Origin of the sequence: Rhizobium atlanticum (genome assembly GCF_030182485.1) — a bacterium.
Classification (GTDB): Bacteria; Pseudomonadota; Alphaproteobacteria; order Rhizobiales; family Rhizobiaceae; genus Rhizobium.
Window position 1 is genome coordinate 1 of record NZ_JAQJCJ010000033.1, and the last position, 24,571, is coordinate 24,571.

The 24,571-nt window shown below is 60.4% G+C and carries 38 protein-coding genes and 1 tRNA gene; 32 read left to right on the top strand and 7 right to left on the bottom strand.

Annotated elements, in window-relative coordinates; all coding sequences use genetic code 11:
* The 29 genes from PH551_RS30035 to PH551_RS30175 form a co-directional block, all read left to right on the top strand.
* Nucleotides 1-299: EF-Tu C-terminal domain-related protein (locus tag PH551_RS30035; RefSeq protein ID WP_457897735.1), on the top strand; the 299-nt coding region annotated here is incomplete at its 5' end.
* 306 nt (nt 300-605) lie between these two features.
* Complete coding sequence (gene rpsJ / locus PH551_RS30040) at nt 606-914, top strand: 30S ribosomal protein S10 (RefSeq protein WP_003547547.1); 309 nt, start codon at nt 606-608, stop codon at nt 912-914.
* 33 nt (nt 915-947) lie between these two features.
* Complete coding sequence (gene rplC, locus PH551_RS30045; RefSeq protein ID WP_004674916.1) at nt 948-1,589, top strand: 50S ribosomal protein L3; 642 nt, start codon at nt 948-950, stop codon at nt 1,587-1,589.
* A gap of 13 nt (nt 1,590-1,602) precedes the next feature.
* The gene (gene rplD, locus PH551_RS30050; protein ID WP_285196121.1) at nt 1,603-2,223 is read left to right on the top strand and encodes a 50S ribosomal protein L4; all 621 of its coding nucleotides are present in this window, start codon (nt 1,603-1,605) and stop codon (nt 2,221-2,223) included.
* Nucleotides 2,220-2,513 (top strand): 50S ribosomal protein L23, encoded by a 294-nt coding sequence (locus PH551_RS30055; RefSeq protein WP_003547550.1) that lies wholly within the window; start codon nt 2,220-2,222, stop codon nt 2,511-2,513. The genes rplD and PH551_RS30055 overlap by 4 nt, the downstream gene beginning before the upstream one ends.
* 11 nt (nt 2,514-2,524) lie before the next feature.
* Complete coding sequence (rplB, locus tag PH551_RS30060; RefSeq protein ID WP_064801905.1) at nt 2,525-3,361, top strand: 50S ribosomal protein L2; 837 nt, start codon at nt 2,525-2,527, stop codon at nt 3,359-3,361.
* A 15-nt stretch (nt 3,362-3,376) separates the two neighbouring features.
* Complete coding sequence (gene rpsS, locus PH551_RS30065; RefSeq protein WP_007531666.1) at nt 3,377-3,655, top strand: 30S ribosomal protein S19; 279 nt, start codon at nt 3,377-3,379, stop codon at nt 3,653-3,655.
* Between the two features lie 2 nt (nt 3,656-3,657).
* Entirely contained in the window at nt 3,658-4,047 is a 390-nt protein-coding gene (gene rplV, locus PH551_RS30070; protein WP_004674922.1) for a 50S ribosomal protein L22, read from the top strand.
* Nucleotides 4,047-4,781: a 30S ribosomal protein S3 gene (rpsC, locus tag PH551_RS30075; protein ID WP_003573793.1), complete on the top strand. Its 735-nt coding sequence runs from the start codon at nt 4,047-4,049 to the stop codon at nt 4,779-4,781. The genes rplV and rpsC overlap by 1 nt, the downstream gene beginning before the upstream one ends.
* Before the next feature lie 38 nt (nt 4,782-4,819).
* Nucleotides 4,820-5,233: a 50S ribosomal protein L16 gene (gene rplP / locus PH551_RS30080; RefSeq protein ID WP_003573792.1), complete on the top strand. Its 414-nt coding sequence runs from the start codon at nt 4,820-4,822 to the stop codon at nt 5,231-5,233.
* A 12-nt stretch (nt 5,234-5,245) separates the two neighbouring features.
* Complete coding sequence (rpmC, locus tag PH551_RS30085; protein ID WP_008521335.1) at nt 5,246-5,446, top strand: 50S ribosomal protein L29; 201 nt, start codon at nt 5,246-5,248, stop codon at nt 5,444-5,446.
* Nucleotides 5,447-5,458: 12 nt separating this feature from the next.
* Nucleotides 5,459-5,698, top strand: a complete 240-nt coding sequence (gene rpsQ / locus PH551_RS30090) for a 30S ribosomal protein S17 (RefSeq protein ID WP_285196126.1) — start codon at nt 5,459-5,461, stop codon at nt 5,696-5,698.
* A 261-nt stretch (nt 5,699-5,959) separates the two neighbouring features.
* Nucleotides 5,960-6,328, top strand: coding sequence for a 50S ribosomal protein L14 (rplN, locus tag PH551_RS30095; protein ID WP_003573790.1), 369 nt, complete (start codon nt 5,960-5,962; stop codon nt 6,326-6,328).
* Nucleotides 6,329-6,340: 12 nt separating this feature from the next.
* Nucleotides 6,341-6,649 (top strand): 50S ribosomal protein L24, encoded by a 309-nt coding sequence (rplX, locus tag PH551_RS30100; protein ID WP_004674929.1) that lies wholly within the window; start codon nt 6,341-6,343, stop codon nt 6,647-6,649.
* On the top strand, nt 6,642-7,199 hold the full coding sequence (rplE, locus tag PH551_RS30105; protein ID WP_011424985.1) for a 50S ribosomal protein L5: 558 nt from the start codon (nt 6,642-6,644) through the stop codon (nt 7,197-7,199). The genes rplX and rplE overlap by 8 nt, the downstream gene beginning before the upstream one ends.
* 32 nt (nt 7,200-7,231) lie before the next feature.
* Nucleotides 7,232-7,537: a 30S ribosomal protein S14 gene (rpsN, locus tag PH551_RS30110; protein WP_018115514.1), complete on the top strand. Its 306-nt coding sequence runs from the start codon at nt 7,232-7,234 to the stop codon at nt 7,535-7,537.
* A gap of 12 nt (nt 7,538-7,549) precedes the next feature.
* The gene (gene rpsH, locus PH551_RS30115; protein ID WP_004674934.1) at nt 7,550-7,948 is read left to right on the top strand and encodes a 30S ribosomal protein S8; all 399 of its coding nucleotides are present in this window, start codon (nt 7,550-7,552) and stop codon (nt 7,946-7,948) included.
* 42 nt (nt 7,949-7,990) lie between these two features.
* Nucleotides 7,991-8,524, top strand: coding sequence for a 50S ribosomal protein L6 (gene rplF, locus PH551_RS30120; protein WP_011424986.1), 534 nt, complete (start codon nt 7,991-7,993; stop codon nt 8,522-8,524).
* A gap of 12 nt (nt 8,525-8,536) precedes the next feature.
* Nucleotides 8,537-8,899: a 50S ribosomal protein L18 gene (gene rplR / locus PH551_RS30125; protein WP_011424987.1), complete on the top strand. Its 363-nt coding sequence runs from the start codon at nt 8,537-8,539 to the stop codon at nt 8,897-8,899.
* A 134-nt stretch (nt 8,900-9,033) separates the two neighbouring features.
* Entirely contained in the window at nt 9,034-9,603 is a 570-nt protein-coding gene (gene rpsE, locus PH551_RS30130) for a 30S ribosomal protein S5 (protein WP_003573784.1), read from the top strand.
* A gap of 13 nt (nt 9,604-9,616) precedes the next feature.
* Entirely contained in the window at nt 9,617-9,826 is a 210-nt protein-coding gene (gene rpmD, locus PH551_RS30135) for a 50S ribosomal protein L30 (protein WP_011424988.1), read from the top strand.
* Nucleotides 9,827-9,842: 16 nt separating this feature from the next.
* Nucleotides 9,843-10,319, top strand: a complete 477-nt coding sequence (gene rplO, locus PH551_RS30140) for a 50S ribosomal protein L15 (protein WP_085777821.1) — start codon at nt 9,843-9,845, stop codon at nt 10,317-10,319.
* Between the two features lie 233 nt (nt 10,320-10,552).
* The gene (secY, locus tag PH551_RS30145) at nt 10,553-11,893 is read left to right on the top strand and encodes a preprotein translocase subunit SecY (RefSeq protein WP_085777822.1); all 1,341 of its coding nucleotides are present in this window, start codon (nt 10,553-10,555) and stop codon (nt 11,891-11,893) included.
* Nucleotides 11,890-12,540, top strand: coding sequence for an adenylate kinase (locus tag PH551_RS30150; RefSeq protein WP_085777823.1), 651 nt, complete (start codon nt 11,890-11,892; stop codon nt 12,538-12,540). The genes secY and PH551_RS30150 overlap by 4 nt, the downstream gene beginning before the upstream one ends.
* Before the next feature lie 222 nt (nt 12,541-12,762).
* Entirely contained in the window at nt 12,763-13,131 is a 369-nt protein-coding gene (gene rpsM / locus PH551_RS30155) for a 30S ribosomal protein S13 (RefSeq protein WP_011424992.1), read from the top strand.
* A 133-nt stretch (nt 13,132-13,264) separates the two neighbouring features.
* Nucleotides 13,265-13,654, top strand: a complete 390-nt coding sequence (gene rpsK, locus PH551_RS30160) for a 30S ribosomal protein S11 (RefSeq protein ID WP_003547577.1) — start codon at nt 13,265-13,267, stop codon at nt 13,652-13,654.
* 97 nt (nt 13,655-13,751) lie between these two features.
* Nucleotides 13,752-14,762, top strand: a complete 1,011-nt coding sequence (locus tag PH551_RS30165) for a DNA-directed RNA polymerase subunit alpha (RefSeq protein WP_003547579.1) — start codon at nt 13,752-13,754, stop codon at nt 14,760-14,762.
* A 124-nt stretch (nt 14,763-14,886) separates the two neighbouring features.
* Nucleotides 14,887-15,309 (top strand): 50S ribosomal protein L17, encoded by a 423-nt coding sequence (rplQ, locus tag PH551_RS30170; RefSeq protein ID WP_011424993.1) that lies wholly within the window; start codon nt 14,887-14,889, stop codon nt 15,307-15,309.
* A 144-nt stretch (nt 15,310-15,453) separates the two neighbouring features.
* Nucleotides 15,454-15,858, top strand: a complete 405-nt coding sequence (locus PH551_RS30175) for a ribosomal maturation YjgA family protein (protein ID WP_483315450.1) — start codon at nt 15,454-15,456, stop codon at nt 15,856-15,858.
* A gap of 9 nt (nt 15,859-15,867) precedes the next feature.
* On the opposite strand, the gene msrQ is transcribed toward PH551_RS30175, so the two are convergent.
* Nucleotides 15,868-16,524: a protein-methionine-sulfoxide reductase heme-binding subunit MsrQ gene (msrQ, locus tag PH551_RS30180; RefSeq protein ID WP_285196128.1), complete on the bottom strand. Its 657-nt coding sequence runs from the start codon at nt 16,522-16,524 to the stop codon at nt 15,868-15,870.
* Nucleotides 16,524-17,471 (bottom strand): protein-methionine-sulfoxide reductase catalytic subunit MsrP, encoded by a 948-nt coding sequence (gene msrP / locus PH551_RS30185; protein WP_285196129.1) that lies wholly within the window; start codon nt 17,469-17,471, stop codon nt 16,524-16,526. The genes msrQ and msrP overlap by 1 nt, the downstream gene beginning before the upstream one ends.
* Nucleotides 17,472-17,810: 339 nt before the next feature.
* Here msrP and ilvD point away from each other — a divergent pair, with 339 nt between their 5' ends.
* On the top strand, nt 17,811-19,649 hold the full coding sequence (ilvD, locus tag PH551_RS30190) for a dihydroxy-acid dehydratase (RefSeq protein ID WP_183706380.1): 1,839 nt from the start codon (nt 17,811-17,813) through the stop codon (nt 19,647-19,649).
* Here the strand turns inward: ilvD and PH551_RS30195 are convergent.
* The 3 genes from PH551_RS30195 to PH551_RS30205 all read right to left on the bottom strand — a co-directional run bounded on the left by PH551_RS30195 (nt 19,640) and on the right by PH551_RS30205 (nt 20,459).
* Nucleotides 19,640-19,718: transfer RNA gene (locus PH551_RS30195), tRNA-Lys, on the bottom strand. The genes ilvD and PH551_RS30195 overlap by 10 nt on opposite strands.
* Nucleotides 19,709-20,059, bottom strand: a complete 351-nt coding sequence (locus PH551_RS30200) for a lysozyme inhibitor LprI family protein (RefSeq protein WP_285196130.1) — start codon at nt 20,057-20,059, stop codon at nt 19,709-19,711. The genes PH551_RS30195 and PH551_RS30200 overlap by 10 nt, the downstream gene beginning before the upstream one ends.
* A 19-nt stretch (nt 20,060-20,078) precedes the next feature.
* Nucleotides 20,079-20,459: a YkvA family protein gene (locus PH551_RS30205; RefSeq protein ID WP_097601656.1), complete on the bottom strand. Its 381-nt coding sequence runs from the start codon at nt 20,457-20,459 to the stop codon at nt 20,079-20,081.
* A 133-nt stretch (nt 20,460-20,592) separates the two neighbouring features.
* Here PH551_RS30205 and PH551_RS30210 point away from each other — a divergent pair, with 133 nt between their 5' ends.
* Both PH551_RS30210 and PH551_RS30215 read left to right on the top strand, forming a co-directional pair.
* The gene (locus PH551_RS30210; RefSeq protein WP_285196131.1) at nt 20,593-21,996 is read left to right on the top strand and encodes a DegQ family serine endoprotease; all 1,404 of its coding nucleotides are present in this window, start codon (nt 20,593-20,595) and stop codon (nt 21,994-21,996) included.
* Nucleotides 21,993-23,309, top strand: coding sequence for a replication-associated recombination protein A (locus PH551_RS30215; RefSeq protein WP_097601658.1), 1,317 nt, complete (start codon nt 21,993-21,995; stop codon nt 23,307-23,309). The genes PH551_RS30210 and PH551_RS30215 overlap by 4 nt, the downstream gene beginning before the upstream one ends.
* A 13-nt stretch (nt 23,310-23,322) precedes the next feature.
* On the opposite strand, the gene PH551_RS30220 is transcribed toward PH551_RS30215, so the two are convergent.
* Nucleotides 23,323-23,997, bottom strand: a complete 675-nt coding sequence (locus PH551_RS30220; RefSeq protein ID WP_285196145.1) for a VIT1/CCC1 transporter family protein — start codon at nt 23,995-23,997, stop codon at nt 23,323-23,325.
* A 246-nt stretch (nt 23,998-24,243) separates the two neighbouring features.
* Complete coding sequence (locus PH551_RS30225; protein ID WP_285196132.1) at nt 24,244-24,555, bottom strand: DUF1883 domain-containing protein; 312 nt, start codon at nt 24,553-24,555, stop codon at nt 24,244-24,246.
* Nucleotides 24,556-24,571 lie beyond the last annotated feature (16 nt).

A 24,571-nucleotide genomic window follows, 5' to 3' on the forward strand; every position in this document is an offset into this window, starting at 1 on the left:
CGGGTTCGGTCAAGCCGCACAAGAAGTTCAAGGCAGAAGCCTACATCCTGACGAAGGAAGAGGGCGGCCGTCATACGCCGTTCTTCACCAACTACCGTCCGCAGTTCTACTTCCGCACGACGGACGTGACCGGCATCGTCACGCTGCCGGAAGGCACGGAAATGGTCATGCCGGGCGACAACGTCACGGTTGACGTCGAGCTGATCGTTCCGATCGCGATGGAAGAAAAGCTGCGCTTCGCTATCCGCGAAGGCGGCCGCACCGTCGGCGCCGGTATCGTCGCTTCGATCGTCGAGTAGTTCATTCGGCCACTCCGGTGGGGTGGCCGATTCGATGACAATATTATGATGCAGGCGGCGTAAGCCGCTTGCTTATTACACAGAAATGTAGCAAATGGCGCGCGAGCGCGATTTGCGTGCCGCTTTGGACGACGAAGCGGTGACTGAACAAGCAAATAAGGTGGGCTAGAAGGCCCTGAAGACTGGATAGGGACGCCGGCATCGGCGCCCTCTCGATCTTTGAAACCGGTGGTCCGCCTTAGGAAGAAAGAACAACCCGTGTCTTGTTGAGAGACATGTGGAAAACAAACACAAGGATAACGTCGAATGAACGGCCAAAATATCCGCATTCGCCTGAAGGCGTTCGATCACCGGATTCTCGATGCTTCCACGCGCGAGATCGTGTCGACGGCGAAGCGCACCGGTGCAAGCGTCCGGGGCCCCGTTCCGCTTCCGACCCGCATCGAGAAGTTTACGGTCAACCGGTCCCCGCACATCGACAAGAAGAGCCGCGAACAGTTCGAGATGCGCACGCATAAGCGCCTGCTCGACATCGTAGACCCGACCCCGCAGACGGTAGACGCGCTGATGAAGCTCGATCTCGCCGCCGGTGTCGATGTTGAGATCAAGCTCTGAGCTTGCTCGAGCTGAGTTGGAAGGATTGAACCGATGCGTTCAGGTGTGATTGCACAGAAGGTGGGAATGACCCGCGTCTACAACGACGCCGGCGAGCATGTCCCGGTAACGGTACTGCGTATGGACGGCTGCCAGGTCGTTGCCACGCGCACTGTCGAAAAGAATGGCTATACCGCAGTTCAGCTCGGTGCGGGCCAGGCGAAGGTAAAGAACACGTCGAAGGCGATGCGCGGCAACTTTGCCGTTGCCAACGTCGAGCCGAAGGCCAAGCTCGCAGAATTCCGCGTGTCGGAAGACAATCTGCTGGAGATCGGCACGGAGCTCAAGGCGGGTCACTTTGCCGCCGGTCAGCTCGTCGATGTGACGGGTACGACCATCGGTAAGGGTTTTGCCGGCGCCATGAAGCGCCACGGTTTCGGCGGTCTGCGCGCCACGCACGGTGTGTCGGTTTCGCACCGTTCGCACGGTTCGACCGGCTCGCGCCAGGATCCGGGCAAGGTTTTCAAGAACAAGAAGATGGCTGGTCACATGGGCCAGACGCGCGTCACGACGCAGAACCTGGAAGTGGTTTCGACCGACGAAGATCGCGGTCTGATCCTGATCAAGGGTGCTGTTCCCGGTTCCAAGGGTGCCTGGATCATCGTGCGCGACGCCGTCAAGTCGGCCGCGAAGTAAGGGAGCCAGATCAATGGAATTGAACGTCAAGACCCTCGAGGGAAAAGACGCCGGGAAGGTCTCCCTTTCGGACGAGATTTTCGGCCTCGAGCCCCGCGAAGACATTCTCGCCCGCGTTATCCGCTGGCAGCTTGCCAAGAAGCAGCAGGGCACGCACAAGGCAAAGGGCCGCGCTGAAGTTTCGCGCACCGGCGCCAAGATGTACAAGCAGAAGGGTACGGGCCGCGCCCGTCACCATTCGGCTCGCGCTCCGCAGTTCCGCGGCGGCGGCAAGGCCCATGGCCCGGTCGTTCGCAGCCACGAGCACGACCTTCCGAAGAAGGTTCGCGCACTCGGCCTTCGCCATGCCCTTTCGGCCAAGATCAAGGCCGATGACGTCATCGTCATCGACAACCTGGTCGCAGCTGAAGCCAAGACCAAGGCTCTCGCGTCTGCTCTCGAGACGCTCGGCCTGACCAACGCCCTCTTCATCGGCGGTGCAGAGCTTGACGGCAACTTCAAGCTTGCAGCGCAGAACATCCCGAACATCGATGTTCTGCCGATCCAGGGCATCAATGTTTACGACATCGTGCGCCGCGGCAAGCTCGTGCTTTCCAAGGCTGCGGTTGAAGCGCTAGAGGAGCGATTCAAGTGACCGATCTTCGCCACTACGATGTGATCGTCTCTCCGGCGATCACCGAAAAGTCCACGCTGGTATCTGAAAACAACCAGGTTGTTTTCAATGTCGCCAAGCAGGCGACAAAGCCGGAAATCAAGGCTGCTGTCGAGGCGCTGTTCGGCGTCAAGGTTACGGCCGTCAACACTCTGCTGCGTAAAGGCAAGACCAAGCGGTTCCGCGGTTTCGTCGGCAAGCAGAAGGACGTGAAGAAGGCTGTCGTGACGCTGGCTGAAGGCCAGACGATCGACGTCTCCACCGGTCTCTGAGGAATAAGAAAATGGCATTGAAAACATTCAATCCGACGACCCCGAGCCAGCGTCAGCTGGTCATCGTGGACCGCTCCTCGCTCTACAAGGGCAAGCCGGTCAAGGCGCTGACGGAAGGTCTGACCAAGAGCGGTGGTCGTAACAACCTCGGCCGCATCACGGCTCGCTTCATCGGTGGCGGTCATAAGCGCAGCTACCGACTGGTCGACTTCAAGCGTCGCAAGTTCGATGTCGAAGGCACGGTCGAGCGTATCGAATACGATCCGAACCGCACGGCTTTCATCGCGCTGGTGACCTATTCTGATGGCGAGCAGGCCTACATCATCGCTCCGCAGCGTCTCGCTGCCGGCGACAAGGTCATCGCTTCGGAGAAGGCTGTCGACGTCAAGCCCGGCAACACCATGCCGCTGCAGTACATCCCGGTCGGCTCCATCATCCACAATGTGGAAATGAAGCCGGGCAAGGGCGGTCAGATCGCCCGTTCCGCCGGTTCCTACGCACAGCTCGTCGGTCGTGACCAGGGTATGGCGATCCTTCGCCTGAACTCCGGTGAGCAGCGCCTCGTAAGCGGCATCTGCCTTGCTTCGATCGGCGCCGTCTCGAACCCCGACCACGCCAACATTAACGACGGCAAGGCCGGTCGTACCGTCTGGCGCGGCAAGCGTCCCCATAACCGCGGTGTTGTCATGAACCCGGTTGACCATCCGCACGGCGGTGGTGAAGGCCGCACCTCCGGTGGTCGCCATCCGGTGACACCGTGGGGCAAGCCGACCAAGGGCAAGCGCACCCGGTCGAACAAGTCGACCGACAAGATGATCATGCGCTCGCGTCATCAGCGTAAGAAGTAAGAGAGGAAGTCTCCAATGGCTCGTTCAGTATGGAAAGGTCCGTTCGTTGACGGCTATCTTCTCAAGAAGGCTGAGAAGGTTCGTGAAGGCGGACGTGCAGAAGTGATCAAGATCTGGAGCCGTCGCTCCACGATCCTGCCGCAGTTCGTCGGACTTACCTTCGGCGTCTACAACGGCAGCAAACATGTCCCGGTCAGTGTCAATGAAGACATGGTCGGTCACAAATTCGGTGAATTCTCTCCGACCCGCACCTACTACGGTCACGGCGCGGACAAGAAGGCGAAGAGGAAGTAACAATGGGCAAGGCAAAAGCCGAACGCCGGCTGAAGGACAACGAGGCGCAAGCAGTCGCCCGCACGCTCCGTGTCAGCCCCCAGAAGCTCAACCTGGTTGCTGCGGCCATCCGCGGCAAGAAGGTAGAGCGTGCACTCGCTGAGCTGGAGTTCTCCCGCAAGCGCATCGCGGGCGCCGTCAAGAAGACGCTCGAATCCGCGATCGCCAACGCCGAGAACAACCACGATCTTGACGTCGACGCGCTCGTCGTCGCCGAAGCCTACGTCGGCAAGTCGATCGTCATGAAGCGTTTCCACGCTCGTGGCCGCGGTCGCGCGTCGCGCATCGAAAAGCCCTTCGCGCACCTGACGATCGTCGTTCGTGAAGTGCAGGCAGCAGAGGAGGCCGCATAATGGGTCAGAAAATCAATCCGATCGGTTTCCGTCTCGGCATCAACCGTACCTGGGATAGCCGCTGGTTTGCGGACAATGCCGAGTATGGCCAGCTGCTGCACGAAGACCTGAAGATGCGCAAGTTCGTCATGAGCGAACTGAAGCAGGCAGGCATCTCCAAGGTGGTCATCGAGCGTCCGCACAAGAAGTGCCGCGTCACGATCCACTCGGCCCGTCCGGGCCTGATCATCGGTCGTAAGGGCGCCGACATCGACAAGCTCCGCAAGAAGCTGTCGGACATGACCAATTCGGAAACGCACCTCAACATCGTCGAAGTGCGCAAGCCCGAAGTCGACGCGACGCTGGTCGCTCAGTCGATCGCCCAGCAGCTCGAGCGCCGCGTGGCTTTCCGCCGCGCCATGAAGCGCGCCGTTCAGTCGGCAATGCGTCTTGGAGCCGAAGGCATCAAGATCACCTGCGCCGGTCGTCTCGGCGGTGCTGAAATCGCCCGTACTGAATGGTACCGTGAAGGTCGTGTGCCGCTGCACACGCTGCGCGCCGACATCGATTACGGCACGGCAGAAGCCGAAACCGCATTCGGTATCTGCGGCATCAAGGTCTGGATCTTCAAGGGCGAAATCCTTGAGCACGATCCGATGGCTTCCGAACGTCGCGCGCTGGAAGGCGACGCACAGGGTCCGGCAAGCCGCGAACGCGACCGTGGCGATCGTCGCCGCGAACGCGACAACGCGTAATTAGCGCTGGCGAAAGATAAGCTCGGAGAAGTAAGAAAATGTTGCAGCCAAAGCGTACTAAGTACCGCAAGCAGTTCAAGGGCCGCATCAAGGGCGTTGCCAAGGGCGGTTCTGACCTGGCATTCGGCGAATTCGGCCTGAAGGCTCAGGAGCCCAACCGCGTCAACGCACGCGAGATCGAAGCGGCCCGCCGCGCGATCACGCGCTACATGAAGCGCGCCGGCCGTGTATGGATCCGCGTGTTCCCGGACGTTCCGGTAACCGCAAAGCCGACCGAAGTCCGCATGGGTAAAGGTAAGGGCTCCGTTGAGTACTGGGCATGCAAGGTCAAGCCCGGTCGTATGATGTTCGAGATCGACGGCGTCAGCGAAGAGATCGCCCGCGAGGCGCTTCGCCTCGGCTCTGCCAAGCTCTCGGTCAAGACGCGCTTCGTTCAGCGCATTGCAGAGTAAGGGATTGAGCTCATGAAAGCCTCAGACGTTCGCGCGCTCAGCGCCGACCAACTCAAGGACGAGCTTGCCAAGCTGAAGAAGGAGCAGTTCAACCTGCGCTTCCAGAAGGCGACCGGCCAGCTCGAAAAGTCCTCGCGCATCAACGAAGTCCGCAAGGACATCGCCCGCGTCAAAACCATTGCCCGCCAGAAGGCGGCAGAAGTTAAGGCCTAAAGGAAGAAAAACATGCCGAAGCGCATCCTGCAGGGCGTCGTCGTTGGCGACAAGAACGAGAAGACGGTAGTGGTTCGCGTTGAGCGTCGTTTCGCTCACCCGCTGCTCCAGAAGACCGTTCGTCGTTCCAAGAAGTACAAGGCCCACGACGAAAACAACCAGTACAAGATCGGCGATACCGTATCCATCGAGGAATGCGCGCCGATCTCCAAGGACAAGCGCTGGACGGTCATTGCCGCCCAGAGCAAGTAACAGAATTTTGCGCGAGGCCTTGCGTCTCGCCGAAATATCTGTATGAAGCAGCGTCAGAACGCTCGAATGCCGGGCGTTCTTTTGCTTTGAGCGCACGGAAGGTCCCGTTCGGGAAACCACCCTGGCACGATCGACCCCGCGCTATTCAGCTATGCCGTGTTTTTGCCTGCCATTACGGTGGGTTGGCCGGCGAACATTTTCATAAGCCGGGGTAGGGGGCTTAGGCCCAACCATTCCGGTAAACCAAGAAGGCGACCTGATATGATTCAGATGCAAACAAACCTCGACGTCGCGGATAATTCCGGCGCACGTCGTGTCATGTGCATCAAGGTGCTGGGCGGCTCGAAGCGCAAGTATGCCTCGATCGGCGACGTCATCGTCGTTTCGATCAAGGAAGCGATCCCGCGCGGCCGCGTGAAGAAGGGTGACGTGATGAAGGCGGTTGTCGTTCGCACCGCTAAGGACATCCGTCGTCCGGATGGCTCCGTCATCCGCTTCGACACCAACGCAGCAGTCCTCATCGACAACAAGAAAGAGCCGATCGGTACCCGTATCTTCGGACCGGTTCCGCGCGAACTTCGCGCCAAGAACCACATGAAGATCATCTCGCTGGCTCCCGAAGTACTGTAAGGAGCGGAAGCGATGCAGAAGATTCGTAAAGGCGACAAGGTCGTCATGCTCGCTGGCAAGGACAAGGGCCGCACCGGCGAAGTCGTTCAGGTCATGCCGAAGGAAGATCGTGCCGTCGTCCGTGGCGTCAACGTCGTGAAGCGCCACCAGCGCCAGACGCAGACCCAGGAAGCTGGCATCATCAACAAGGAAGCCCCGGTCCACCTGTCCAACATTGCAATCGTCGACAAGGACGGCAAGCCGACCCGCGTCGGTTTCAAGGTCGTTGACGGCAAGAAGGTCCGCGTGGCCAAGCGTTCTGGAGAAGTGATCGATGGCTGAGGCAAAATACGAGCCGCGGCTCAAGAAGGAATATGTCGAGCGCATCCGCAAGGCGATGCAGGAGAAGTTCTCCTACGCCAACGAGATGATGATCCCGAAGCTCGACAAGATCGTGATCAACATGGGTGTCGGTGAAGCGACCGCTGATTCGAAGAAGCCGACGGTTGCTGCCGCCGACCTCGCAGCGATCGCCGGCCAGAAGCCGGTCATCACCCGCGCACGCAACTCTATCGCAGGCTTCAAGGTCCGCGAAAACATGCCGATCGGCGCAAAGGTCACCCTGCGCGGCGCCCGCATGTACGAGTTCCTGGATCGCCTGGTCAACATCGCGCTTCCGCGCGTTCGCGACTTCCGCGGCCTGAACCCGAAGAGCTTTGACGGCCGTGGCAACTTCGCCATGGGCATCAAGGAGCACATTGTGTTCCCTGAAATCAACTACGACAAGGTTGATCAGATGTGGGGCATGGACATCATCGTTTGCACGACGGCGACGACCGACGACGAAGCACGGACTCTCCTGAAGGAGTTCAGCTTCCCGTTCCGTCAATAACCGTAACGACGAGCGTAGAAAAGGAACCTGACATGGCGAAGACAAGCGCAGTTGAAAAGAACAAGCGCCGCCGTAATACGGTCGCCAACCAGGCCGCAAAGCGGGCTGCGTTGAAGGCGATCATCATGAACCAGGCTCTTCCGATCGAAGAGCGGTTCAAGGCCTCGATCAAGCTGGCATCCCTGCCGCGCGATGGATCGAAGACCCGCATTCGCAACCGTTGCGAAGTATCGGGCCGTCCGCGCGCATACTACCGCAAACTGCGCATGTCGCGTATCGCGCTGCGTGAACTCGGCAATCTCGGCAAGGTGCCGGGCATCGTCAAGTCGAGCTGGTAAGGAGCAGGTTAGATGACAATGACTGATCCGTTGGGCGATATGCTCACCCGCATCCGCAACGGCGCTTCCCGCCGCAAGTCGTCGGTTTCGACGCCTGCATCCAAGCTCCGTGCGCGTGTTCTCGATGTCCTGCAGTCCGAAGGCTACATCCGTGGTTATTCCGTTGTCGATTTCGGCAATGGCAAGTCGGAGCTCAACATCGAGCTGAAGTACTATGAAGGCGCATCGGTGATCCGTGAGATCGGCCGTGTGTCGAAGCCGGGCCGCCGGGTTTATGTCTCGGTCAAGTCCATTCCGCAGGTCGCGAACGGCCTCGGCATCACAATCCTTTCGACTCCGAAGGGCGTGATGGCCGATCACCAGGCTCGCGAACAGAACGTTGGTGGTGAGGTTCTTTGCTCGGTCTTCTAAGATCGGGCAGGGATCTCCATAGCGAACAGACAGGATTGAAACATGTCTCGTATCGGTAAGAAGCCCGTTCAGGTGCCTGCTGGGATCACGGCTACGGTCGAAGGCCAGAAGGTTACCGCAAAGGGCCCGAAGGGCGAGCTGTTCTTCGTCGCTAACGACGAAATCAGCCTCAAGCTCGAAAACAACGCGGTCGTCGTGACGCCCGTAAACCAGTCCAAGGATGCGCGTTCGAAGTGGGGCATGTCCCGCACGATGATCGAAGGCATCTTCAAGGGCGTCAAGGACGGTTACGAGCGCAAGCTTGAAATCAACGGCGTCGGCTACCGCGCCGCCATGCAGGGCAAGAACCTGCAGCTGGCCCTCGGTTTCAGCCACGACGTGGTGTATGAACCGCCGGTCGGCATCTCGATCGCTGTTCCGAAGCCGACTGAAATCATCGTCAGCGGCATCAACAAGCAGCAGGTCGGTCAGGTTGCCGCCGAAATCCGCGAATATCGCGGTCCCGAGCCGTACAAGGGCAAGGGCGTCAAGTATGCCGACGAGCGGATCGTCCGCAAAGAAGGCAAGAAGAAGTAAGGATCACGCGAAATGGCTAGCAGGAAAGAAGCACTTGCACGTCGTGCCAACCGCGTGCGCCGTCACATCAAGTCGGTGGCCAATGGCCGTCCGCGCCTGTCGGTTCATCGCTCCTCGAAGAACATCTATGCCCAGATCATCGATGACGTGGCCGGCAAGACGCTTGCGTCCGCCTCCACCCTCGACAAGGATCTGCGCGGTTCTCTGAAGACCGGTGCCGATACCGCCGCCGCCGCCGCCGTAGGCAAGCTCGTCGCCGAGCGCGCCTCCAAGGCCGGCGTTACGGACGTCGTATTCGACCGTGGCGCCTTCATCTATCACGGCCGCATCAAGGCTCTCGCCGAAGCGGCCCGCGAAGGCGGTCTGACCTTCTGATCAGTTTCCGGCCGGGCGCTGTCGCTCCGGCCGGATTTTCGCCGGACCGCAGGCACTCCCTGGCAAGAAGGGGAGGCTAATGCGGTCCACATTCATTTGCCGATTGCACCCGGAAAAGAAAAAGGAAGAGGACAATGGCACAGGAAAGAAGGCCGCAGCGGGAAGACCGCCAGAGCCGTGAAGAGCGCGATAGCGAATTCGTCGACAAGCTGGTCGCGATCAACCGCGTCGCCAAGGTCGTCAAGGGCGGCCGTCGTTTTGGTTTCGCAGCACTCGTCGTCGTCGGCGACCAGAAGGGCCGCGTCGGCTTCGGCCACGGCAAGGCACGCGAAGTGCCGGAAGCCATCCGCAAGGCAACCGAAGCCGCCAAGCGCGAGCTGATCTTCGTACCGCTGCGTGATGGCCGCACGCTGCATCACGACGTCCATGGCCGCCACGGCGCCGGCAAGGTTCTGCTGCGCTCGGCCAAGGTCGGTACCGGCATCATCGCCGGCGGTCCGATGCGCGCCGTATTCGAAACGCTCGGCATGCACGACGTCGTCGCCAAGTCGACCGGTTCGTCGAACCCCTACAACATGGTTCGCGCCACCTTCGACGCTCTGAAGCACCAGGTTCACCCGAAGGACATCGCAGCTCAGCGCGGCATCAAGTATGCAACGCTGCAGGCTCGTCGTAGCGCCTCCGGCAACGCCTCTGAAGAATAAGAGGAGCTGACCAATGGCCAAGGCTACCAAGAAGGCTGAAGCGAAGACTGTCACGATCGAACAGATCGGCAGCCCGATTCGCCGTCCGGACGTCCAGCAGCGCACGCTGATCGGTCTCGGACTGAACAAGATGCACCGTCGCCGCACGCTGGAGGATACTCCTTCCGTTCGCGGCATGATCCGTGCTGTCCAGCATCTCGTTCGCATCGTCGACGAGAAGTGAGACGGAGGAAACGCTCATGAAACTCAATGAAATCAAGGACAACGAAGGCTCGACCCACAGCCGCAAGCGCCTCGGCCGCGGTATCGGTTCGGGGTCCGGCAAGACGGCTGGTCGCGGTGTCAAGGGTCAGAAGTCCCGTTCCGGCGTCGCCATCAACGGCTTCGAAGGCGGCCAGATGCCTATCTATCGTCGCCTGCCGAAGCGCGGCTTCAACAACATTTTCGCTTCCGACTTTGTTGTCGTGTCGCTCGGCCGCATTCAGGCGGCAGTCGACGCCGGCAAGCTCGACGCCAAGGCGACTGTTGACGCAGCTGCCCTGAAGGCTGCCGGGGTTATCCGCCGCGCCAAGGACGGCGTTCGCGTTCTCGCCGACGGCGAGCTCAAGGCCAAGATCACTATCGTCGTCGCGGGCGCTTCCAAGCCCGCCGTCGAGAAGATCGAAAAGGCCGGCGGCACGGTGACGCTGCTTTCGGCTCCGGCTGCAGCGGAATAATATCTGATGATATATCGCCCGGGGTGCTTCACACCGGGCGATTTTGCTCCCATATGTGGGCCTCACAAAGACTTGGCTGGCGCGCCCGCGTCACGCCGGTAAAACTGGAAAACAAGGGTGAGGCATGGGGTTGCGCTGCAATCCGTCCAAAACCCGGTTTTGAATTATTTTCATACTGATTCCGGGGCCGGCATTTCCCCAGAGACGCCGGAATTGGTAGGGCGGAGAATCGCATGGCTTCTGCAGCGGAACAATTGGCATCCAACCTCAATTTTTCGACCTTTGCCAAAGCCGAGGATCTGAAGAAGCGCCTGTGGTTCACACTGGCAGCTCTCCTCGTCTACAGGCTCGGCACCCATATCCCGCTTCCGGGTCTCAATCCCGAAGCCTATGCCCAGGCGTTCCGCGGCCAGGCAGGCGGCATTCTCGGCCTTTTCAACATGTTCTCGGGCGGCGCCGTTCAGCGCATGGCGATCTTTGCGCTCGGCATCATGCCCTATATCTCCGCTTCGATCATCGTGCAGCTGATGACGTCGGTCGTGCCGACGCTTGAAAACCTGAAGAAGGAAGGCGAGCAGGGTCGCAAGATCATCAACCAGTACACCCGCTACGGCACCGTCATTCTGGGTGCGCTTCAGGCTTACGGCATTGCGGCCGGACTGGAGAGCGGCCAGGGCCTTGTCGTCGATCCGGGCTGGTTCTTTCGTATTTCCACCGTTCTGACGCTGCTCGGCGGCACGATGTTCCTGATGTGGCTGGGCGAGCAGATCACCTCGCGCGGTATCGGCAACGGCATTTCGCTGATCATCTTCGCCGGTATCGCAGCCGGCCTGCCGAGCGCTCTTGCCGGCACGCTTGAACTCGGCCGCACCGGGGCGCTGTCGACCGGCCTCATCCTGCTCGTCATCATTGTCGCAATCGCCGTCATCGGTGTCATCGTTTTCGTGGAGCGCGCCCAGCGCCGGCTGCTGATCCAGTATCCGAAGCGCCAGGTCGGCAACCGCATGTTCCAGGGCGATACGTCGCACCTGCCGCTGAAACTGAACACCTCGGGCGTGATCCCGGCGATTTTTGCCTCTTCGCTGCTGCTTCTGCCGGCGACAGTCGCGGGCTTTGCCAACACCACGGCCATGCCTGCCTGGGCGACGTCGATCGTTGCCGCCCTCGGCCATGGCCAGCCGCTCTACATGGTGCTCTATGCGGCGCTGATCGCCTTCTTCGCCTTCTTCTATACGGCCATCGTCTTCAATCCGAAGGACACGGCCGACAATCTGAAGAAGCATGGCGGCTTTATTCCCGGAATCCGTCCCGGTGAGCGCACCGCTGAATACATCGACTACGTGCTGACCCGTATCACGGTGATCGGCGCCATCTATCTCGTGTTCGTCTGCATCCTCCCGGAGATTCTGGTGTCGCAAACCGGCATTCCATTATCCCTTGGTGGGACTTCGCTTTTGATCGTGGTTAGCGTAACTCTTGATACGGTTGCACAGATCCAGGGTCACCTGATCGCGCAGCAATACGAAGGCCTGATCAAGAAATCGAAGTTGCGAGGAGGAAAGAGGGGGCGATGAGACTTATCCTTTTGGGGCCGCCGGGCGCGGGCAAGGGAACCCAGGCCCAGCGGATCGTGGAAAAGCACGGCATTCCGCAGCTTTCCACGGGAGATATGCTGCGTGCGGCGGTCAACGCCGGCACGGAGATCGGCAAGCGCGCCAAGGCGGTCATGGACGCCGGTAAGCTGGTCTCGGATGAGATCGTCATCGCCATCGTCTCGGAGCGAATCGATCAGCCCGATTGCGCCAACGGTTTCATTCTCGATGGCTTCCCCAGGACGCTCGTTCAGGCGGACGCCACCGAAGCGATGCTGAGAGCAAAGGGTCTTGGTCTCTCCGTCGTCATCGAATTCCGTGTCGATGATGCCGAATTGGTCCGTCGGGTTGCCGGCCGCTACTCCTGCGCCCAGTGCGGTAGCGTCTATCACGACACGGACAAGGTCCCGGCCAATGAGGGTGTGTGCGACAAGTGCGGCTCTACCCACTTCAAGCGCCGTCCCGACGACACTCCGGAGACCATGACGGCCCGGTTGCAGGTCTACTACAAGGAGACCTCACCGCTGATCGGTTACTACCATGCCAAGGGCAAGCTCAGGTCTGTCGACGGCATGGCTGAAATCGACCAGGTGACTGCTGAGGTCGAAGCCATTCTTTCCAAGCTTTAAGGCTTGAAAATAAACTTGGCGGAAACGGTTGCTTTTCAGCAGTGATTCCGCTAAACACCGCGCCAACTCGCGACATTCCCTGCGATCGGCGCGGATTTCCCTGGGAAGTCCGGGTGCGGTCGTTTTGACATGTTGCGGACATTAAATCTGAACGGGCGGCCCTGAGGGTCGCATAACGAAGCCCACTTGCCGGATGGCAACTGGAATGCAAGGAGAACAGGCGTGGCACGTATCGCTGGCGTCAACATCCCGACTGCAAAGCGCGTAGTCATCGCGCTGACCTACATTCACGGGATCGGTCCGAAATTCGCACAGGAAATCGTCGAGAAGGTCGGTATTCCGGCTGAGCGTCGTGTGCATCAGCTGACGGACGCTGAAGTCCTTCAGATCCGCGAAACCATCGACCGTGACTATCAGGTCGAGGGTGATCTTCGTCGCGAAACCGCGATGAACATCAAGCGTCTGATGGATCTCGGCTGCTACCGCGGTCTGCGTCATCGTCGCGGCCTTCCGGTCCGCGGTCAGCGCACGCACACCAATGCCCGCACCCGTAAGGGTCCGGCAAAGGCAATCGCTGGCAAGAAGAAGTAATTTCCGGGAAACCGGGGTGGGGAGGCTGGCGGTCCGCGCCGGCCTCTTTTGAGTTTGGAGCGGGACCATGTAGGCGCCGTTCCGGTGTAGCCGCTGGTATTACGGCGGTGAAGAGATCAAAGAAAGGAATAGCATGGCTAAGGAAGCCGTCCGCGTTCGCCGTCGCGAGCGCAAGAATATCTCGTCGGGTGTCGCGCACGTTAACTCGACCTTCAACAACACGATGATCACCATCACCGATGCGCAGGGCAATGCGATCGCTTGGTCGTCGGCTGGCGCCAAGGGCTTCAAGGGTTCGCGCAAGTCGACCCCCTTTGCTGCCCAGATCGCTGCCGAAGACTGCGCCAAGAAGGCCCAGGAACACGGCATGAAGTCGCTGGAAGTCGAAGTCTGCGGTCCGGGTTCGGGTCGTGAATCGGCTCTGCGTGCGCTCCAGGCTGCAGGTTTCATGATCACGTCCATCCGCGACGTGACGCCGATCCCGCACAATGGCTGCCGTCCGCGCAAGAAGCGCCGCGTCTGATCATCGCTCTCGTCACCGGTGAGCGCCTTGGCGCTCCTGGTGGTTTTCAAGCTCGGTTGTCACGATTGGATGGTGGCAACGAACGGAAGGCAAACTCATGATTCAGAAGAACTGGCAGGAACTGATCAAGCCGAACAAGGTGGAGTTCTCCTCGAGCTCGCGCACCAGGGCGACGCTCGTCGCCGAACCGCTGGAGCGCGGCTTCGGCCTCACCCTCGGCAACGCGCTTCGCCGCGTTCTGCTCTCCTCGCTGCGCGGTGCTGCCGTTACGGCGGTGCAGATTGACGGCGTGCTGCATGAATTCTCCTCGATTCCCGGCGTCCGCGAAGACGTCACGGATATCGTGCTCAATATCAAGGAAATCGCCATCAAGATGGATGGCGACGACGCAAAACGCATGGTCGTGCGCAAGCAGGGCCCGGGCGTTGTCACGGCTGGCGACATTCAGACGGTCGGCGATATCGAAATCCTCAACCCCGAGCATGTGATCTGCACGCTGGACGAGGGCGCCGAGATCCGCATGGAGTTCACCGTCAACAACGGCAAGGGCTATGTTCCGGCCGAGCGTAATCGTGCGGAAGATGCTCCGATCGGCCTTATCCCGGTCGACAGCCTCTATTCGCCGGTCAAGAAGGTGTCCTACAAGGTTGAAAATACCCGCGAAGGACAGGTTCTCGACTACGACAAGCTGAACATGACCATCGAAACCGATGGCTCGATCACCGGCGAAGACGCCGTCGCTTTTGCGGCGCGCATCCTCCAGGATCAGCTTGGCGTCTTCGTCAACTTCGACGAGCCGCAGAAGGAAACCGAAGAGGAAGCAGTCACCGAACTTGCTTTCAACCCGGCTCTCCTCAAGAAGGTGGACGAACTCGAACTGTCGGTCCGTTCGGCAAACTGCCTGAAGAACGACAACATCGTCTACATCGGTGACCTGATTCAGAAGACAGAAGCAGAAATGCTCCGCACGCCGAATTTTGGTCGCAAGTCGCTGAACGAAATCAAGGAAGTTCTCGCTTCCATGGGCCTGCACCTCGGCATGGAAGTGCCGGCATGGCCGCCCGAGAACATCGAAGATCTCGCCAAGCGCTACGAAGACCAATATTAAGCAAACAAAAGGCAGGCTCTTTCGGCTGCCTTTCCCCGTCAAACAGCAGGCATATCGCCTGCATGTGCCAGGAAACGGCAGACCCGGTAACGAAGTAAGGGTACTGCATTAAAGGAGAAGAGCAATGCGCCATGGTAAAGCCGGCCGCAAGCTGAATAGAACTGCAAGCCACCGCAAGGCGATGTTCGCCAATATGGCGGCTTCGCTGATAACCCACGAGCAGATCGTCACGACCCTGCCGAAGGCCAAGGAAATCCGTCCGATCGTCGAAAAGCTCGTCACGCTCGGCAAGCGCGGCGACCTGCACGCTCGCCGTCAGGCGATCTCGCAGATCCGCGATGCTGCCGTCGTCTCGAAGCTGTTCGACACGATCGCAACGCGTTACGCCACCCGCAACGGCGGCTACCTGCGCATCATGAAGGCCGGCTTCCGCCAGGGCGACAACGCCGCCATGGCCGTGATCGAGTTCGTCGACCGCGACACCTATGCTAAGGGCGCAGCCGACAAGGCCCGCGTCGCTGCCGAAGAGCAGGCCGTCGCCGCCTAAGTCTTCCGCTTCGGCGGATAGAAAACAGCCGGGCTGCGAAGCCCGGCTGTTTTCGTTTGTGGTCGAAAACGGAAGCGGCGCAGCTTCTTCGGCGACAGAGCCATTCGTATGTCTGTCCCGGAGCTCCAAACTGTGGAGATTAAGATGGAAGGTTCTATGCGCGAAGCGCATTCTCGAGCGCAGCTCCTCCGTCTCGGGGCTGTTCTTGTGGTGATTGCGGCCGGCCTGGCGCTCAGGCGCTTCGGCTACGCGGTCGATCTGCCTTTCGTCGTCGTCAAATATGGCGGGTCGGCGCTGTGGGGGGCGATGGTCTATCTGCTGGTGGCGCTCGTTCTCGGAAAGTCACTGCGGGCAGTCATTGCGGTCATGGCGCTGTTCATGGCAATCGCAGTCGAATTCTTCCGACTTTATCATACACCCTGGTTGGACGCCTTTCGGTTGACGACTGCAGGCGCCTTGTTGCTTGGCCGGATATTTTCCCTCTGGAACATACTGGCCTATGCGATCGGCATCGCTGTAGTCTGCGCCTTTGATCCCGCGCGCCGTTGACGGCTGGCTTCAGGAAACCGACGCCACCGCACGATTGCGCTGCCGCCCCTGGCTTTTCTTCCGACTGCGCGCGATCGGCCGCCAGGAGCGGTAAAGGATGAGCGCGATGATCAACCCCACATAAATAATCTGCTCGAGATCGAGGATCTTGGTCGAAAGGGCAAAATGCAGAGCCCCGCAGGCGGCAATGATGGTGACGAGGCGGTGTAGCCAGATCCAGGTCGTACCGAGGTGACGAATCGAGAAATTATTGGATGTCACCGCCAGGGGAATAAGCATGGCAAGGCCAGCCATGCCGAACATGATGAACGGGCGCTTCAGCACGTCGTTGACGACGGCCTGAATATCCATCGCCTGGTCGAGCACCATGTAAACGGTGAAATGCATCAGCGCATAGTAGAAGGTCAAAAGGCCGAGAGCGCGGCGGTAGCGCAGATAATTCCAGCCGAACAACTCGCGGGCAGGGGACACTGCAAGTGTTGCGATCAGGAAGCGGATTGTCCAGATGCCGAGGAAGAGCTCGAAGGTCTTGACCGGATCGGCGCCGAGCTGATCGGTCGCGCCGAGATAGAAGGTCCAGGCGGCGGGCACGAACCCGACGACATAAAGCATCCAGACGGAAGCGGGCTGCCAGCGCTTCGGGATGGCGAGCGACAGTTCCGCCATCAGAAATTCGCCTTCAGATCCATGCCGGCATAAAGGCTCGCCACCTCGTCGGCATAGCCGTTGAAGGGCAGGGTGGGGTGACGGCTGGCGCCGAAGAAGCCGCTTTCGCCGATGCGCCTCTCGCTCGCCTGGCTCCAGCGCGGATGGTCGACGGCTGGATTGACGTTGGCGTAGAAACCGTATTCCTGCGGATTGGTCACCTGCCAGGTGTTCTTCGGCTGCTGGTCGGTGAGCGTGATCCTGACGATCGACTTGATGCCCTTGAAGCCGTATTTCCACGGCACGACGAGGCGGATCGGCGCACCGTTCTGGTTCGGCAACATTTCGCCATAAAGTCCGACGGCAAGCAGCGTCAGCGGGTGGCGCGCCTCGTCCAGCCGCAGGCCCTCGACATAGGGCCAGTCGAGCGACTGGAAGAAGCCCTTCTGCCCGGGCATCTCCTCCGGTCGCACGACGGTTTCGAAGGCGATATATTTGGCGCTGCCGAGCGGCTCCACCTTGTCGAGCAGCGCCGCCAGCGGAAACCCGTTCCATGGAATGACCATCGACCATGCCTCGACGCAGCGCATCCGATAGGTGCGCTCCTCGATCGGGAATTCCTTCATCAGCGCCTCGACGTCGAAGGTGCCTGGCTTGTTGACCATGCCGTCGACCTTGAGCGTCCAGGGCAGCGGCTTGAAATCGCCGGAGAGAGCGGCGGGGTCGCCCTTGTCGAGACCGAACTCATAGAAATTATTGTAGGTCGTGACGTCCTTGATCGGCGTCGTCTTCTCATCGACCTTGTACTTGCTCTCGACGGCGGAAAGGGCGGCCGCGCTGGCCTTTCCAGCGCCATAGAGCGCCATGGCGCCAAGCGTCGCTGCGCCCAGGAATTCACGGCGGCGCAGATAGATCTGGCGCGGCGTGATCTCCGACGACGCGATCTTTGGGGGGCGATAGTTTGGCATGTCGAAAACCTCCAGGGCGGATATTCCGAATATAGTCCTTAAACGAACCGCCCGCATGTTCGGATCAATTTCTATGCCTTGAATATTGCTGACAGGAAGCCAATTTTTTGTGTTCTGCTGTGATGGGATAGGGTGTAACCAAAGGCCCGCCGAACCGTATATATTCGAATGGCGCTCAACGCGCTTCTCCCGGCGGCGTACCGGATTTGGCCTTGCCGGTAGTGACAGCCCCCATCGATTGGATTAGGACAATTCCAAAAAGCGGCGTTCGCCCGGCCCGCAGGCTTCATTGCCGCCCCGGCTTCGCCTGATGTTTCCGACATGTCGAGGAAGACCCCGATGCCAGCTTACCGTTCCAGAACCACGACCCACGGCCGCAACATGGCGGGCGCGCGCGGCCTTTGGCGCGCCACGGGCATGAAGGACTCGGATTTTGGCAAGCCGATCATCGCGGTGGTGAATTCCTTCACCCAGTTCGTGCCGGGCCACGTCCATCTGAAGGATCTCGGCCAGCTCGTCGCCCGCGAAATCGAGGCGGCCGGCGGCGTCGCCAAGGAGTTCAATACGATCGCCGTCGACGACGGCATCGCCATGGGCCATGATGGCATGCTCTATTCGCTGCCCTCGCGCGAGTTGATCGCCGACAGCGTCGAATACATGGTCAATGCCCATTGCGCTGATGCAATGGTCTGCATTTCCAACTGCGACAAGATCACTCCCGGCATGCTGATGGCGTCGCTGCGCCTCAACATCCCCACCGTCTTCGTGTCCGGCGGTCCGATGGAAGCGGGCAAGGTCGTGCTGCATGGCAAGCAACATGCGCTCGACCTCGTCGACGCCATGGTCGCGGCTGCCGACGACAAGATCTCTGATGACGACGTCAAGGTGATCGAGCGTTCAGCCTGTCCGACCTGCGGCTCGTGCTCCGGCATGTTCACCGCAAACTCCATGAATTGCCTGACGGAGGCGCTCGGCCTGTCGCTGCCCGGCAATGGTTCGACGCTTGCCACCCATGCCGATCGTAAGCGCCTCTTCGTCGAGGCCGGCCACCTGATCGTTGATCTCGCCCGCCGCTACTACGAGCAGGACGACGTCAAGGCGCTGCCGCGCACCATTGCCTCCAAGCAGGCTTTCGAGAATGCGATGGCGCTCGATATCGCCATGGGCGGTTCGACCAATACGGTCCTGCACATCCTGGCAGCAGCCCATGAAGGCGAAGTCGATTTCACTATGGCCGATATCGACGCCCTGTCGCGCCGGGTGCCATGCCTGTCGAAGGTCGCGCCTGCCAAGAGCGATGTACACATGGAAGATGTCCATCGCGCTGGCGGCATCATGTCGATCCTCGGAGAGCTCGATAAGGGTGGCCTGCTAAACCGCGATTGCCCGACCGTCCATGCCGAGACGCTCGGCGATGCAATCGATCGCTGGGACATCACCCGCACCAGCAGCGACACCGTCCGCAACTTCTATCGCGCCGCTCCCGGCGGCATCCCGACCCAGGTCGCCTTCAGCCAGGAGGCCCGCTGGGACGAGCTCGACACCGATCGCCAAAACGGCGTCATCCGTTCGGTCGAACATCCCTTCTCGAGGGATGGCGGTCTTGCCGTGCTAAAGGGTAATCTCGCGGTCGACGGCTGCATCGTCAAGACGGCCGGCGTCGATGAATCGATCCTGAAATTCTCAGGCCCGGCCCGCGTCTTCGAAAGTCAGGATGCGTCGGTCAAGGCGATCCTCGCCAACGAGATCAAGGCTGGCGACGTCGTCGTCATCCGCTACGAAGGCCCGAAGGGCGGTCCCGGCATGCAGGAAATGCTCTATCCGACGAGCTATCTGAAGTCGAAAGGCCTCGGCAAGGCCTGTGCGCTCATCACCGACGGCCGCTTCTCCGGCGGCACCTCGGGTCTCTCGATCGGCCATGTCTCGCCGGAAGCGGCAAATGGCGGCACGATCGGCCTGGTGCGCGAAGGCGACATGATCGATATCGATATCCCCAACCGTACGATCAGCCTACGTGTCAGCGAGGCCGAGCTCGCCGCCCGCCGCGCCGAGCAAGACGGCAAGGGCTGGCGGCCGACCGAGGTTCGCAAGCGCAACGTCACCACCGCGCTCAAAGCTTACGCTGCCTTCGCGACAAGCGCCGATCGCGGCGCCGTGCGGGATCTGAACGCTCGCTGAGTAGCCTCGAACCTACGACCCGCTGATTAAGAGTCAGCTGCTCTGTCAACCGGTCGCTGTCAAAGCGGCCGGTTGATGTTTTTGTAGGTCTCGCCGAACTGCTTCATCCGCTCGTCGTAGGCAGCCTTGATGCAGGCGGCATCGGCGCCGCATTCCTGCCGCTTCTTCAGCCAGGCGGTCTGCTCGTCCTGCAACGTGCCGCGAGAGCCCATGGCCAGCAGCCCGGAGAGCAGCTCGAAAGTCGTCACCATCTTGACGTCGGCGTCGTTGAGGGCGCGGTTGTCGCAGATCGCCTTTTCGTCCGGCTTCAATTCCTTCGCATCACAATCGAAGCTCGCCGACCATGCAGGATCCGATGGGAAAATCAGGATCGCCAAACCGAGCGCGGCCGACATTCGCCATGTCATCATCATCTTCCTTTACTGCCGATCAAATCAGCTTGCGCACTGCCAGAGCCAGAAAGATGATGCAGGCGAGCCAGACGACAAGGATGAAGATCAGTCCGGCCCCGCCGGAGGGGCGCTCAGTCCGCCTTGAGGCCTCCTGGCGAAGCGCAGCCATCACCTCTGCCGGCACAAGCCGCGTCGCCAGCAGGATGCCGAGCGGCACGATGACGAGATCGTCGACATAGCCGAGCACAGGAATGAAATCGGGGATCAGATCGATCGGCGAAAGCGCATAAGCTGCGACAGCGCCAGCGACCGCTTTCGCATACCAGGGCACGCGAGGATCGCGGGCGGCAAGCCACAGCGCCACGATGTCACGCTTCAGTGACTTTGCCCAGATTTTGGCTTTTGATATCAGTTGCATGCTGGATCTTCCCGGATCAAATTCGCAGCGCCTTCAAGGCACTTCCTTGCCTTATTCTTCCATGCTTCCGCCCTCTTTCCTTTCTAGCGTCGGACGCTACAACGTTGCTTAAGAGGATTCAAAAGGGATACCCATGCAAGGCCTGTTCAAGCGCGCCTCCGTTTCGCTCTTCGCTCTCATGCTCGTTCTGCCGGCTGCGGCCCAGGCGCAGACGGCAAAGACGGTGCCCGAGAGCCAGATGCAGATGCAGCTCTCATTTGCGCCGCTGGTCAAACAGACCTCGGGCGCCGTCGTCAACGTCTATGCGGAAAAGATCATCCAGCGCCAGTCGCCCTTTGCCGGCGATCCCTTCTTCGAGCAGTTCTTCGGTCAGCAGATGCCGAATCGATCCGAGAAGCAGTCCTCGCTCGGGTCCGGCGTCATCGTCGAGGCGAACGGCACTGTCGTCACCAACAATCACGTCGTCGAAGGCGCCGATGACATCAAGGTGGCGCTGCCGGATGGCCGCGAATTCCCCTGCAAGGTGGTGCTGCGCGATGACCGCGTCGACCTCGCCGTGCTGAAGATCGACACCAAGGAGAGCTTCCCGACGCTGCCGATCGGCAATTCCGATACTGTCGAAGTCGGCGATCTGGTGCTGGCGATCGGCAATCCCTTCGGCGTCGGCCAGACGGTGACGAGCGGTATCGTCTCCGCACTTGCCCGTAACCAGGTGGTCAAGAACGAGTTCGGCTTCTTCATCCAGACCGACGCCTCGATCAATCCGGGCAACTCGGGCGGCGCATTGATGAACATGAAGGGCGAGCTGATCGGCATCAACACCGCGATCTTCTCGCGCGGCGGCGGCTCGAACGGCATCGGCTTCGCCATTCCTGCCAATCTCGTCAAAGTCTTCCTCGCTTCCGCCGATGCCGGCGTCAAATCCTTCGAGCGGCCCTATGTCGGCGCAAGCTTCGATGCCGTGACGTCGGAAGTCGCCGAAGCGCTTGGGCTCAACAAAGTACGCGGCGCACTCGTCGTCAAGGTTTCGGAAGGCAGCCCGGCGGCGAAGGCCGGGCTGAAGGCCGGCCAGATCGTCACATCAGTCAACGGCATTTCCGTCGAGCATCCGGATGCGTTGCTCTATCGCCTGACGACAGCCGGCCTCGGCAAAACGGTCAATCTGACCGTCATTGACAACGGTCACGAGGAGCAGTTGTCGCTGGCGCTCGACCGCGCGCCGGAGACCTCGCCGCGCGACCAGCGCGTCATCGGCGGGCGCACTCCCTTTACCGGCGCCGTCGTCGAAAACCTGTCGCCGCGCGTCGCAGATGAATTGCGCATGCCCTCGGAATCGGCGGGTGTCGTCGTTGCCGATGTCAAGGAAGATTCCCCGGCAGCCCGCCTGGGTTTTGAGCCCAAGGATATCATCGTTTCGATCAACGGAACGGAAGTAAAATCGACCAAAGAACTGGCCGAGATAGCCAGCAACGATCCGGGTCTCTGGCGGGTCGAGATCGAGCGCGATGGCCAGCGTATCAGGCAGTTCTTTCGATGAGCAATGATCTCTTCGCGCCGCGTATTCCGGAGGAGGTTGCCGCCAGGCGGCCGCTTGCCGACCGGTTGCGGCCGAAGACGCTTGCCGATGTCACCGGTCAGGAACATCTGACCGGTGAGGACGGCGTGCTGAAGAGGATGATCGAAAGCGGTTCGCTTGGATCGATGATCTTCTGGGGTCCGCCAGGCACCGGCAAAACGACGGTGGCGCGGCTGCTTTCCGGTGAGGCGGGGCTGGCCTTCGAGCAGATTTCCGCGATCTTTTCCGGCGTCGCCGATCTGAAGAAAGTGTTCGAGGCGGCTCGCATGCGCCGCATGGACGGCCGCCAGACGCTGCTGTTCGTCGATGAGATTCATCGTTTCAACCGCGCCCAGCAGGACAGTTTCCTGCCGGTCATGGAGGACGGCACCGTCGTCCTCGTCGGCGCCACCACCGAAAATCCCTCCTTCGAGCTCAACGCCGCTCTGTTGTCGCGCGCCCGCGTCCTCACCTTCAAGTCACATGACGAGGAGAGCCTGGAGGAATTGCTGACGCGCGCCGAGGCGATCGAGCAGAGGCCGCTGCCCCTGACCGAGGAGGCGCGCGCCAGCCTGATCCGCATGGCCGATGGCGACGGCCGCGCGGTTCTGACGCTTGCCGAAGAGGTCTGGCGGGCGGCGCGCGAGGGGGAGAGTTTCGACACCGAAGCGTTGACGCATATCGTCCAGCGCCGCGCCCCTGTCTACGACAAGGCGCAGGACGGCCACTACAATCTGATTTCGGCATTGCATAAATCGGTGCGCGGCTCGGATCCGGATGCTGCGCTCTATTATCTCGCCCGCATGTTCGATGCCGGCGAGGATCCGCTCTATCTTGGCCGGCGTCTGGTGCGCATGGCGGTGGAGGATATCGGGCTTGCCGATCCGCAGGCGCTGGTGATCTGCAACGCCGCCAAGGATGCTTATGACTACCTGGGGTCGCCGGAGGGGGAGCTGGCGCTTGCCCAAGCCTGCGTTTATCTCGCCACCGCTCCGAAATCGAATGCCGTCTATACCGCCTTCAAGGCGGCAAGCCAGGCCGCGAAGCAGAACGGCTCGCTGTTGCCGCCCAAACATATCCTCAATGCGCCGACCAAATTGATGAAAGGCGAGGGCTATGGTGAAGGTTATCGCTACGACCATGACGAGCCGGACGCCTTTTCCGGCCAGGATTATTTCCCGGAGAAAATGGGCCGCCAGACCTTCTACGATCCGCCGGAGCGCGGCTTCGAGCGGGATATCCGTAAGCGGCTGGAATGGTGGGCGAAGCTGCGCAAAGAGCGCAATCCGCGCTGACGCGTGGGCGGGGTTAACCGCCAAGAGCGACCGCTATGGCGACCAGAAGCAATCCGAGGCAAGTCATCGTCATCCCCGCATAAACGGGCCTGCCTCCCGAAAATTTCGCCCACGCATAACCCGTCACGAACAGCAGCATGATGAGAAACAGGTTGCTGACTCTCAGAGCGAGGTGGGCGCTGTCGATGAGAAACAAAGGGGTCACGGCCGGTATGGACGTGACCGAGACGAGAAAAACGACCGCGAGGGCGGCAAGGAGATCATTTTTCGAGAGGGACGCCCTCACAGGATCGGCCCTGCGTGCGAGCGTCAGCAGTGATCTATAAAGCGGGTCCGCATCGGCAGCCTTTGCAAAAAACGGTGCTTCTTCGATCGGGAATTCTTTCGCGAGCATGTTGAGCGCCGCGGTCTCGCTTCCGGCGGCTTTGATTTGCCGAAAAAGGCGCAGCCGCCTGCTCTTGTAAAACGTCGTCCCCAGAACGAACAAAACGGCGTCAATGATCCCCCAGGCGACGTTGCATCCGACTGTTGCGACGATCAACTCCTGAGCATCCAACCCCTCTTCTTCAAAAACAAGTCTCGAGCCGACCGTCAAAGTCAGCGCCATGATCAGTCCGAAAAGGACTTCACCGAGTGCATCGCCGGGATCGATGATATCGGTAACACGACCAATCGGGTTCGAAGTCATGGGCTGCCCCAGGTGATGAGATCTTCGTCTGCTGTTCCTCTCTCCGCGATCCGAGCATGAATGGGAGCCGACTGCAGCTGGCGGCGTGGTGGAAGCCCGCGACTGAGAATTGTGAACGACGACTCGGGATGATTCATTGATCGTGATCAAGATCAGTACGATTGGCCGTCTCGTGATCAGGGTTTGTCGACAAAACACGTCCGTGCCTGTCCTGGCGCGTCAGAAAAGATGCCGGTGCTGCAAAGCTCAGGAGGGGCGTGGTGTCTTCTGATTGACAGGCGCGGCGATCACCTTGACGGCGGATTCCGCGAGCCCGTGATGGCCTTCCATATCTACGACGATATGCCAGTGGCCGCTTTCCGGAACGGCGAGCTTGACAGGCGACTTGCGCGCCACGCCGCCGATATATTTGAAATCGAGAACCTCGGTGAAACGCTGGAAGTTCGGCGCCGTCATCAGACGAACATTGTTCACCGCATTCAGCGACACCTCGACGATCGTTCCGGCTCGCTGTTCCTTGAGATCGTAATGGGTGAAGCGGAAATTCGGTTTCTGCATCGGTCTCGCGGCGTCT

Coding starts and splice junctions, on each gene's coding strand:
- rpmD (WP_011424988.1), top strand. CDS start 9,617: ATGGCCAAGGCTACCAAGAAGGCTGAAGCGAAGACTGTCACGATCGAA.
- ilvD (WP_183706380.1), top strand. CDS start 17,811: ATGCCAGCTTACCGTTCCAGAACCACGACCCACGGCCGCAACATGGCG.
- PH551_RS30165 (WP_003547579.1), top strand. CDS start 13,752: ATGATTCAGAAGAACTGGCAGGAACTGATCAAGCCGAACAAGGTGGAG.
- PH551_RS30175 (WP_483315450.1), top strand. CDS start 15,454: ATGGAAGGTTCTATGCGCGAAGCGCATTCTCGAGCGCAGCTCCTCCGT.
- rpsS (WP_007531666.1), top strand. CDS start 3,377: ATGGCTCGTTCAGTATGGAAAGGTCCGTTCGTTGACGGCTATCTTCTC.
- rpsC (WP_003573793.1), top strand. CDS start 4,047: ATGGGTCAGAAAATCAATCCGATCGGTTTCCGTCTCGGCATCAACCGT.
- rplD (WP_285196121.1), top strand. CDS start 1,603: ATGGAATTGAACGTCAAGACCCTCGAGGGAAAAGACGCCGGGAAGGTC.
- rpsE (WP_003573784.1), top strand. CDS start 9,034: ATGGCACAGGAAAGAAGGCCGCAGCGGGAAGACCGCCAGAGCCGTGAA.
- rpsN (WP_018115514.1), top strand. CDS start 7,232: ATGGCGAAGACAAGCGCAGTTGAAAAGAACAAGCGCCGCCGTAATACG.
- rpsQ (WP_285196126.1), top strand. CDS start 5,459: ATGCCGAAGCGCATCCTGCAGGGCGTCGTCGTTGGCGACAAGAACGAG.
- PH551_RS30200 (WP_285196130.1), bottom strand. CDS start 20,059: ATGATGACATGGCGAATGTCGGCCGCGCTCGGTTTGGCGATCCTGATT.
- PH551_RS30210 (WP_285196131.1), top strand. CDS start 20,593: ATGCAAGGCCTGTTCAAGCGCGCCTCCGTTTCGCTCTTCGCTCTCATG.
- secY (WP_085777822.1), top strand. CDS start 10,553: ATGGCTTCTGCAGCGGAACAATTGGCATCCAACCTCAATTTTTCGACC.
- PH551_RS30150 (WP_085777823.1), top strand. CDS start 11,890: ATGAGACTTATCCTTTTGGGGCCGCCGGGCGCGGGCAAGGGAACCCAG.
- msrQ (WP_285196128.1), bottom strand. CDS start 16,524: ATGGCGGAACTGTCGCTCGCCATCCCGAAGCGCTGGCAGCCCGCTTCC.
- rplR (WP_011424987.1), top strand. CDS start 8,537: ATGGCTAGCAGGAAAGAAGCACTTGCACGTCGTGCCAACCGCGTGCGC.
- rplO (WP_085777821.1), top strand. CDS start 9,843: ATGAAACTCAATGAAATCAAGGACAACGAAGGCTCGACCCACAGCCGC.
- rplC (WP_004674916.1), top strand. CDS start 948: ATGCGTTCAGGTGTGATTGCACAGAAGGTGGGAATGACCCGCGTCTAC.
- msrP (WP_285196129.1), bottom strand. CDS start 17,471: ATGCCAAACTATCGCCCCCCAAAGATCGCGTCGTCGGAGATCACGCCG.
- rpsJ (WP_003547547.1), top strand. CDS start 606: ATGAACGGCCAAAATATCCGCATTCGCCTGAAGGCGTTCGATCACCGG.
- rplF (WP_011424986.1), top strand. CDS start 7,991: ATGTCTCGTATCGGTAAGAAGCCCGTTCAGGTGCCTGCTGGGATCACG.
- rpsH (WP_004674934.1), top strand. CDS start 7,550: ATGACAATGACTGATCCGTTGGGCGATATGCTCACCCGCATCCGCAAC.
- rplN (WP_003573790.1), top strand. CDS start 5,960: ATGATTCAGATGCAAACAAACCTCGACGTCGCGGATAATTCCGGCGCA.
- rplV (WP_004674922.1), top strand. CDS start 3,658: ATGGGCAAGGCAAAAGCCGAACGCCGGCTGAAGGACAACGAGGCGCAA.
- PH551_RS30205 (WP_097601656.1), bottom strand. CDS start 20,459: ATGCAACTGATATCAAAAGCCAAAATCTGGGCAAAGTCACTGAAGCGT.
- rplB (WP_064801905.1), top strand. CDS start 2,525: ATGGCATTGAAAACATTCAATCCGACGACCCCGAGCCAGCGTCAGCTG.
- rplE (WP_011424985.1), top strand. CDS start 6,642: ATGGCTGAGGCAAAATACGAGCCGCGGCTCAAGAAGGAATATGTCGAG.
- rpmC (WP_008521335.1), top strand. CDS start 5,246: ATGAAAGCCTCAGACGTTCGCGCGCTCAGCGCCGACCAACTCAAGGAC.
- rplP (WP_003573792.1), top strand. CDS start 4,820: ATGTTGCAGCCAAAGCGTACTAAGTACCGCAAGCAGTTCAAGGGCCGC.
- PH551_RS30220 (WP_285196145.1), bottom strand. CDS start 23,997: ATGACTTCGAACCCGATTGGTCGTGTTACCGATATCATCGATCCCGGC.
- rpsK (WP_003547577.1), top strand. CDS start 13,265: ATGGCTAAGGAAGCCGTCCGCGTTCGCCGTCGCGAGCGCAAGAATATC.
- PH551_RS30215 (WP_097601658.1), top strand. CDS start 21,993: ATGAGCAATGATCTCTTCGCGCCGCGTATTCCGGAGGAGGTTGCCGCC.
- rplQ (WP_011424993.1), top strand. CDS start 14,887: ATGCGCCATGGTAAAGCCGGCCGCAAGCTGAATAGAACTGCAAGCCAC.
- rplX (WP_004674929.1), top strand. CDS start 6,341: ATGCAGAAGATTCGTAAAGGCGACAAGGTCGTCATGCTCGCTGGCAAG.
- PH551_RS30225 (WP_285196132.1), bottom strand. CDS start 24,555: ATGCAGAAACCGAATTTCCGCTTCACCCATTACGATCTCAAGGAACAG.